8 protein-coding genes and 1 pseudogene are annotated in these 7,046 nt (G+C 61.5%); 5 read left to right on the forward strand and 4 right to left on the reverse strand.

Features of this window, described 5'->3' with window-relative positions; all coding sequences use genetic code 11:
• Window positions 1–20 precede the first annotated feature (20 nt).
• Both VJX68_RS18980 and VJX68_RS19225 read left to right on the forward strand, forming a co-directional pair.
• On the forward strand, window positions 21–1,631 hold the full coding sequence (locus VJX68_RS18980; RefSeq protein WP_324097305.1) for a carboxyl transferase domain-containing protein: 1,611 nt from the start codon (window positions 21–23) through the stop codon (window positions 1,629–1,631).
• Window positions 1,632–1,728: 97 nt separating this feature from the next.
• A complete protein-coding gene (locus VJX68_RS19225; protein ID WP_349255941.1) occupies window positions 1,729–2,106 on the forward strand; it encodes an endonuclease domain-containing protein in 378 nt (125 codons plus the stop codon).
• A gap of 110 nt (window positions 2,107–2,216) precedes the next feature.
• Here the strand turns inward: VJX68_RS19225 and VJX68_RS18990 are convergent, their stop codons facing one another.
• The 3 genes and pseudogenes from VJX68_RS18990 to fumC all read right to left on the reverse strand — a co-directional run bounded on the left by VJX68_RS18990 (window position 2,217) and on the right by fumC (window position 4,779).
• Window positions 2,217–2,756, reverse strand: a complete 540-nt coding sequence (locus VJX68_RS18990) for a hypothetical protein (protein ID WP_324097307.1) — start codon at window positions 2,754–2,756, stop codon at window positions 2,217–2,219.
• Between the two features lie 184 nt (window positions 2,757–2,940).
• Window positions 2,941–3,285, reverse strand: a pseudogene (locus tag VJX68_RS19420) (ligand-gated ion channel); the annotation flags it as partial.
• 6 nt (window positions 3,286–3,291) lie between these two features.
• Window positions 3,292–4,779, reverse strand: a complete 1,488-nt coding sequence (gene fumC, locus VJX68_RS19000; protein WP_324097309.1) for a class II fumarate hydratase — start codon at window positions 4,777–4,779, stop codon at window positions 3,292–3,294.
• A gap of 220 nt (window positions 4,780–4,999) precedes the next feature.
• On the opposite strand from fumC, the gene VJX68_RS19005 reads away from it, so the two are divergent.
• A complete protein-coding gene (locus VJX68_RS19005; RefSeq protein WP_324097310.1) occupies window positions 5,000–5,359 on the forward strand; it encodes a 4Fe-4S dicluster domain-containing protein in 360 nt (119 codons plus the stop codon).
• A 126-nt stretch (window positions 5,360–5,485) separates the two neighbouring features.
• Here VJX68_RS19005 and VJX68_RS19010 read toward each other — a convergent pair whose 3' ends face one another.
• Window positions 5,486–5,929 carry a TadE/TadG family type IV pilus assembly protein gene (locus tag VJX68_RS19010; RefSeq protein WP_324097311.1) on the reverse strand — a complete coding sequence of 148 codons (444 nt, stop codon included), beginning with the start codon at window positions 5,927–5,929 and terminating at the stop codon, window positions 5,486–5,488.
• Between the two features lie 50 nt (window positions 5,930–5,979).
• On the opposite strand from VJX68_RS19010, the gene VJX68_RS19015 reads away from it, so the two are divergent.
• Both VJX68_RS19015 and VJX68_RS19020 read left to right on the forward strand, forming a co-directional pair.
• Complete coding sequence (locus tag VJX68_RS19015) at window positions 5,980–6,603, forward strand: transposase (RefSeq protein WP_324097312.1); 624 nt, start codon at window positions 5,980–5,982, stop codon at window positions 6,601–6,603.
• Between the two features lie 147 nt (window positions 6,604–6,750).
• A partial coding sequence (locus VJX68_RS19020; protein ID WP_324097313.1) for a hypothetical protein occupies window positions 6,751–7,046 on the forward strand: 296 nt, incomplete at its 3' end.

Consider the following 7,046-nt stretch of genomic DNA (forward strand, 5'->3'; position numbering starts at 1 on the left):
CAGGCATCAAGGATATTCAGATGGATCGAATTGAATCGCGGCTGAACACCAACTCCGACGAGTTCCGCCGCAACCGCGACGCGATGGACGCGCTGGTCAAGCGCCTGCGCGACGAAATCGAGCGCGTTCGCCAGGGCGGGCCGGCGACAGCGCGCGAGCGTCACGTCGAACGCGGCAAGCTGCTCGCGCGCGACCGCGTCAAAAAGCTTCTCGACCCCGGCAGTCCGTTTCTCGAGCTGTCGCCGCTGGCGGCATTTAATATGTACGACGGCGACTCGCCGTGCGCGAGCATCATCACCGGCGTCGGCAGAATCCACGGCCGCGAGGCGGTCATTGTCGCCAATGACGCGACGGTCAAAGGCGGCACGTATTTTCCGATGACGGTGAAGAAGCATCTGCGCGCGCAGCAAATCGCGATCGAGAACATGCTGCCGTGCGTTTACCTGGTCGATTCGGGCGGCGCGTTTCTGCCGATGCAGTCCGAGATTTTTCCCGACGAGCATCACTTCGGGCGCATCTTTTACAACCAGGCACGGATGTCCGCGATTGGGCTGGCACAGGTCGCGGTGGTGATGGGCAGTTGCACGGCGGGCGGCGCGTACGTGCCGGCGATGTGCGACGAAAACATAATTGTTCGCGGCGAGGGAACGATCTTCCTGGCGGGACCGCCGCTCGTGCGCGCCGCGACCGGCGAGGAAGTGAGCGCCGAAGAGCTCGGCGGCGGCGACGTACATACGCGATTGTCGGGCGTGAGCGATCACCTGGCCGACGACGACGAGCATGCAATCCAGATTGCGCGCGCGATCTTCGAGAATCTTGGGCCTCGCACCGCGGGCACGATCGAGCAGGACGCGCCTGAGGATCCGCATTACGATCCCGCCGAACTCTACGGCATCATCCCGGTCGATACGCGCAAGCCGTACGACGTGCGCGAGGTGATCGCGCGGCTGGTCGATGGGAGCAGGATGCACGAGTTCAAGGCGCGCTACGCGACCACGCTCGTCACCGGCTTCGCGCGAATCTACAGCTATCCCGTCGGCATCATCGCGAACAACGGCGTGCTGTTCAGCGAGTCGGCGTTGAAGGCGACGCACTTCATCGAGCTGTGCTGTGCGCGGCGCATCCCGTTGCTCTTTTTGCAAAACATCACCGGCTTCATCGTGGGCAAGCGTTACGAGCAGGGCGGTATCGCGAAGGACGGCGCCAAGATGGTCAACGCGGTCGCCAACGCGCAGGTGCCGAAGTTCACGGTGATCATCGGCGCGTCGAACGGCGCGGGAAATTATGGGATGTGCGGGCGCGCGTACTCGCCGCGATTGCTGTTCATGTGGCCGAACGCGCGAATCTCGGTGATGGGTGGAGAGCAGGCGGCGAACACACTGCTCACGGTGAAGCTCGATCAGCTGAAGCGCGAAGGCGCGACGATGACCGAGGCGGAGCAGAAGGAGTTTGTGCGTCCGACGCTGGAGAAGTACGAGCTCGAATCGAGCGTGTACTACTCGAGCGCGCGGCTATGGGACGACGGCGTGCTCGATCCGGTCGAGACGCGCGCGGCGCTCGCGCTGGGCATCGCGGCATCGATGAACGCGGCAATCCCGGAGCATCCGGGCTTCGGAGTTTTCAGGATGTGATTCTGGTTCCCTCCCACGTTCGTCGGGGGAGGGTTAGGGTGGGGGACCAATGCGGCGCGAATGTTTGTCGCGCCGCATGCCGCCAAAAGGCATTGCAATGCCATTCGAACCGACACTTCCTCGTGACACGGCTCGTAAGCTGAGACGAGACCAAACCGAAGCGGAGCAAAAGCTATGGTCGCGACTGCGCCGCCACCAAATGAAGGGACTTCAATTCCGAAGGCAGCTTCCCATAGGGCGCCTTTTCGCGGACTTCGTTTGCCTCGAAACGAAGCTGATCATCGAGGTTGATGGCTCGCAGCACGCCGATCAGACGGATCGGGACGAAAGTCGAAGTGAGTTTCTGCGTGGTGCGGGATACAAGGTACTGAGGTTTTGGAATTACGAGGTTATCGGAGAGATCGACCAGGTTGTTCAGCGGATCGCTGATGCGCTCGAAGGTGTGCCGCGGAGAATAAAACGAAAAAGATTGTAAGGCATTCGGCGCAACAGACAATCGCGCCGCAATTGGTCCCCCACCCTAACCCTCCCCCGACGGACGTGAGAGGGAACCAGACGACGAACGTGGGAGGGAATCAGACGGAATCAGCCCAGGAAGTGGTGGGCGATCACGATGTTGGTCACTACGAAGGAGGCGGGGATTAGCCAGCGGGAGTATTTGCGGATTTGCAGGCCGAGGTCGCGGCGGCGCTCTGAGCGATGGGTTACGTGGACCGTCATCAGCTCGACTACCGCGAGGAAAACGTAGATGTAGCACTCGAGAAAGAACGCATCGATGTACGTCAGGTAGGGCAGGCGCGGCATCGTCGCGGAAATCGCGAACGCGAACGCGATTACGGTGAGAATCGTCGTGACCGCGACCTGGACCTGGTTCGAGAGATCGCTCGCCTCGATCCAGAAAACCGCCCACGACAGGAACACCATCAGCAGCAACGGCAGGAACACCTTCCACAAATAGAAGCTCGAGCGGCGCTGCACGGAGATCTCGAACCTGGCCTCGGGGAACGTCAGGCCTCCGTAGGTCGGCGCCGTTTCTATTCGCGGCTCGACCGCGGTCAACCTCCACTGCGCCAGCGACGAGTAGCTCTCGAACTCGCTCGCCGTCCAGATCGAGTAATCGCTCAACTTGAACCTGATATGAGGTCCGTCGACGAGGAAGGGATGAATGATGATCAGCAGCGACTGTTGATCGAACGGGAAGCGCCGGAGTGCGAACTTGGACGATACCCCGACCTTGCATCGCTCCGCGTAGTTTTACGGTGCCGTCAGGGGCGACGCGGATCGAAGTGTCGTAGCGCTCGCGCGGGGTCGCGGCGTTGATAATCTCGAGCTGCGGAATCCAGATTTGCCCGAGTGCGTAGTCGCGCTCATGGTCGTTGGGGCCGCTCGGCGTGAAGGCGAGCCGCGGATCGGTCCATCGCGCGAACAGGTACGCGTCCATCTGGAACTGCTCGTTCACCTCGTCAATCGCGGCGATGTTCACGATATGCAAGCCGATGGTGACTTCGAGCGGCTGGCCGTTGTAGGGCGGCGGTTGCAGGATCAGATCGGTCGCGATGCCGGTTGGAGTTTGTGCGGCGTGGACCGGCGCTGGCGATAGCATCGCGATCGCGACGACGAGCGCGAGCACAAAAGGAACGATCCCCCGACGCATCCCGGCTCAGCCTTCCGGCGCGAGCATCTTGTCCGCGCGCACCAGCCGGTCGAACTCCTCTCCCGAGAGCAGCCTGAGCGCGATCGTGGCCGCGCGCAGCGTGACTCCTTCCGCATGAGCCTTCTTCGCGACCTTGGCCGCGTTGTCGTAACCGATGTGCGGGCTCAGCGCCGTCACCAGCATCAATGAATTTTCGACGTTGCGCCGAAGCTGTTCGCGATTCGGCTCGATCCCTTCGACGCAATACTTGCTGAACGACGCGCACGAGTGCGCCAGCAGCATCGTCGAGTGCAGAAAATTGTGGATGATGAGCGGCTTGAAAACGTTGAGCTCGAAATTTCCCTGCGAGCCGGCCGTCGTGATCGCGACGTCATTGCCGATCACCTGGATGCAGACCATCGTCATCGCCTCGCTCTGCGTTGGATTCACCTTGCCCGGCATGATCGACGAGCCCGGCTCATTCTCCGGCAGGAGTAATTCGCCGAGGCCGGTGCGCGGTCCCGAGCCCATCCAGCGCACGTCGTTGGCGATTTTCATCAGCGAAACCGCGAGCGTCTTGAGCGCTCCAGAAGCCGCCACCAGCGCATCGTGGGCAGCCAGCGCCGCAAACTTGTTGGGCGCGGATTTGAACGGCAGCCCGGTGTACTCGGCAATTTTTTTCGCGACGCGATCAGCAAATCCCGGATGCGTGTTGAGGCCGGTGCCTACCGCTGTGCCGCCGATTGCGAGTTCGAGCAGGTCCGGCAGGGCCGCCTCGAGGCGCTTCAAGTCGTAGTCGAGCTGCGCGACGTAGCCCGAGAATTCCTGTCCGAGCGTCAGGGGGACCGCATCCATCAGATGCGTGCGTCCGATTTTCACGATGTCGGCGAACGCCTTGGCTTTGCGCGCGAGCGCGTCGCGCAATTTGCGCACCGAGGGAATCAGGTCGTGCGTGACTTCTTCGGCCGCCGCAATATGCATCGCGGTCGGAAACGTGTCGTTCGACGACTGCGACATGTTCACGTCGTCGTTGGGATGGATCGGCTTCTTGCTGCCGAGCACGCCGCCGGCCATCTCGATCGCGCGGTTCGCGATGACCTCGTTGGCGTTCATGTTGGTCTGCGTGCCGCTGCCGGTCTGCCAGATGCGCAGCGGGAAATGATCGTCGAGCTTGCCCGCGATCACCTCGTCGGCGGCCGCGGTTATCAGCCTGGCCTTGTCGGGCGGCAGCTTGCCGAGGTCGCGATTAACCTCGGCCGCCGCTTTCTTCAAAATACCGAACGCGCGCACCACCGAGCGCGGCATCCGATCGAATCCGATCGCGAAGTGCAGCAGCGAACGCTCGGTCTGCGCCCCCCAGTAGCGGTCGTTGGCGACCTCGATTGCGCCCATGCTGTCCGACTCGACGCGCTTGCCGGTATCCGGCGCCTTGGCGGCCACGGGAGCGGCCTTCGCGGTGGTCGCGCGCTTGGCGACGCCGGGTTTGCGCATCTTCGCTCTCGATTTTGATGCCATCTTCTATATTCCTGTCGTATTTCTGACGCTCGTGCGCCGACTATTCTAACCCGGCCAGCGGCCGATGACAGCGGGTTCCGACCGTCGCGACTTGCCCCCGCTTTGCCCTTTTCAGAGGGGCCGTGCCGATATAGGTTATGCGGCGTACTCTCGACAATAGGGAGTGCGGTTTCAGGCCGAGATTTTTTATAGCGACTGGATTTCAAGCGAGGCTGCAACCATGCCCTGGACGATTACGCGTCTTTGCCGCGACTGCGTTGACACCGGATGCGTCAGCGTATGCCCCGTCGATTGCATCTACGAATACGTCGGCGCCGACAAAGTAAAATTCCCCAACCAGCTCTACATCGATCCCGACGAATGTATCGATTGCGGCGCCTGCGAGCCCGAATGTCCGTGGCAGGCAATTTTCGAGGAGCCGGCGGTTCCCGACGTGCTGAAGGACGACATCGCGCTCAACCACGCGATTCTCGAGATCAAGGATCAGTTCAAGGTGATGCCGTTCAAGAAGGTTGAGCACCCGACGCCCGAGCAAGTCGCGGAGAACAAGAAAAAGTGGGGCGTCGATCCGAATAGCTGAACGCGGGGAAGAGAGTCAGAGAAGAGCAGCGGCGACGTAGCACGCCTGCATCTTGAGCCCCAGAACCCTCACCTAACCTCTTCCGTGAAATAACGGGCGAGGGATCGGCAAGGAGAGGAACAGAAGCTACTGCGTGATTACCATTGCGGCGGTGCGGGTTAGCGGGATCGTGACGGAGGAGACCAGGCTCGTTAGCGGTGGGAAATTGTAGGTGACGGTCACGGTGACGACGCCGCCGGGTTTGTTGTTGGGCGCCCAGGTCGTGGTGACGGTCATCGCACTGGTCTTAAGCACGCCGACGACGAGCGTGTCCACGTAGTTCTGAACATCCGACGATGACACGACCGTGCTCGCGGTCGAGCCATGGACGGTCTCGTAGCGAACGGCCTGCTGGGCGCTATAGCAAACGAAGTCGTAGCAATAGAGCGCCAGCGCAAAGTTGATAATCCCGAAGAACAGCATCAGGCACGGCGTCAGCACCAGCGCGAACTCGGCTATCGCCTGGCCGGGATGCGAGCGACGAAGCGTAGCGCGCCACCGCCGGCACAGCTTGATACGGCCTGCGTCCATCTGACTACTGGACGACGCGCATAACGGCTTTGCCGGGGAACACCGCGGCGGTGCGGGTCCTGCTAACCGATCTGGTCGAGCGCGGACTTAATCTCAACCGCGCGCTGCTAGTCGTAATCGACGGGGCCAAAGCGCTGCACAAGGCGGTGGTCGAGATGTTCGGCACACTCGCCCTGATTCAGCGCTGCCGCGAGCATAAGAAGCGCAATGTTACAGAGGCTCTGCCCGAGCGGATGCGGGCCTCGGTCCGCAGCACGATGAGCCAGGCCTACGCGGCGCGTGACCCCAAACGCGCGCGGCGCCTGCTCGAAAACCTGGCGCGCCAGCTTGAACATCCTCATCCCGGCGCCGCCGCCTCGCTGCGCGAAGGGCTGGACGAAACTCTGGCCGTGATGCGGCTGGGACTGCCGGAGAGCCTCGAACGTGTGCTGTCTTCCACCAATCTGATCGAGAACCTGTTCAGCCGGGTGCGCGAAATCGGACGCCGAGTCAAACGCTGGCAGAGCGGCGCTATGGTGCTGCGCTGGACCGCCGCCGGCATGCTCGAGGCTGAGCGCGGTTTCCGCAGGCTTGTCGGTTACCGCGCGATGCCGACCCTGGTCGCCGCGCTGCGCGCACACGACGCCGGAATCGATCGAGAACCAAGGATTGACGACGCGGAGAAAGCCGCTTAAATGACTATGCAGCCGCTACCCAATTTCAACAACGAACCGGACATCGCCGATGAATTGGTATTGACCATTTATTCAGCTAATTCTAATGTGAGTCATTAGCGAGAGCGCGGCATCTTCGCCGCGTTCCTAATCCAGGAGGTCATGATTATGCGAAGGCTCGAGAGTGTATCGTCATGGATCTCGACGATCTTGGTGACCACACTGCTGCTCGCAATTGGAGCGTTCAGCCCTGCGAGTTACGCGCAGGTCAAGCCGGGTGATTTCATCACGCCCGAGAATGCGGAGAAAGTTAGAGATCTCGTAGGCCCAGGTGTTTACTACAAGGTCGAGCGCGGCATGACGATGAAGATCGTGCCTACGCAGCGCGTCGATTGGCCGCCTCCATACAAGGATGCGACCGAGAAGTATTCCTCGCAGGTTCGTCTTTCGCAGGACAAAAGGTC

The organism is Binatus sp. (SeqCode) (genome assembly GCF_035272065.1).
GTDB lineage: Bacteria > Desulfobacterota > Binatia > Binatales > Binataceae > Binatus.

Bases quoted from the DNA above. Each gene is read 5' to 3' on its own strand.
- VJX68_RS19010 (WP_324097311.1), bottom strand. From the start codon at position 5,929: ATGGACGCAGGCCGTATCAAGCTGTGCCGGCGGTGGCGCGCTACGCTT.
- VJX68_RS19225 (WP_349255941.1), top strand. From the start codon at position 1,729: ATGCCATTCGAACCGACACTTCCTCGTGACACGGCTCGTAAGCTGAGA.
- VJX68_RS18980 (WP_324097305.1), top strand. From the start codon at position 21: ATGGATCGAATTGAATCGCGGCTGAACACCAACTCCGACGAGTTCCGC.
- fumC (WP_324097309.1), bottom strand. From the start codon at position 4,779: ATGGCATCAAAATCGAGAGCGAAGATGCGCAAACCCGGCGTCGCCAAG.
- VJX68_RS19005 (WP_324097310.1), top strand. From the start codon at position 5,000: ATGCCCTGGACGATTACGCGTCTTTGCCGCGACTGCGTTGACACCGGA.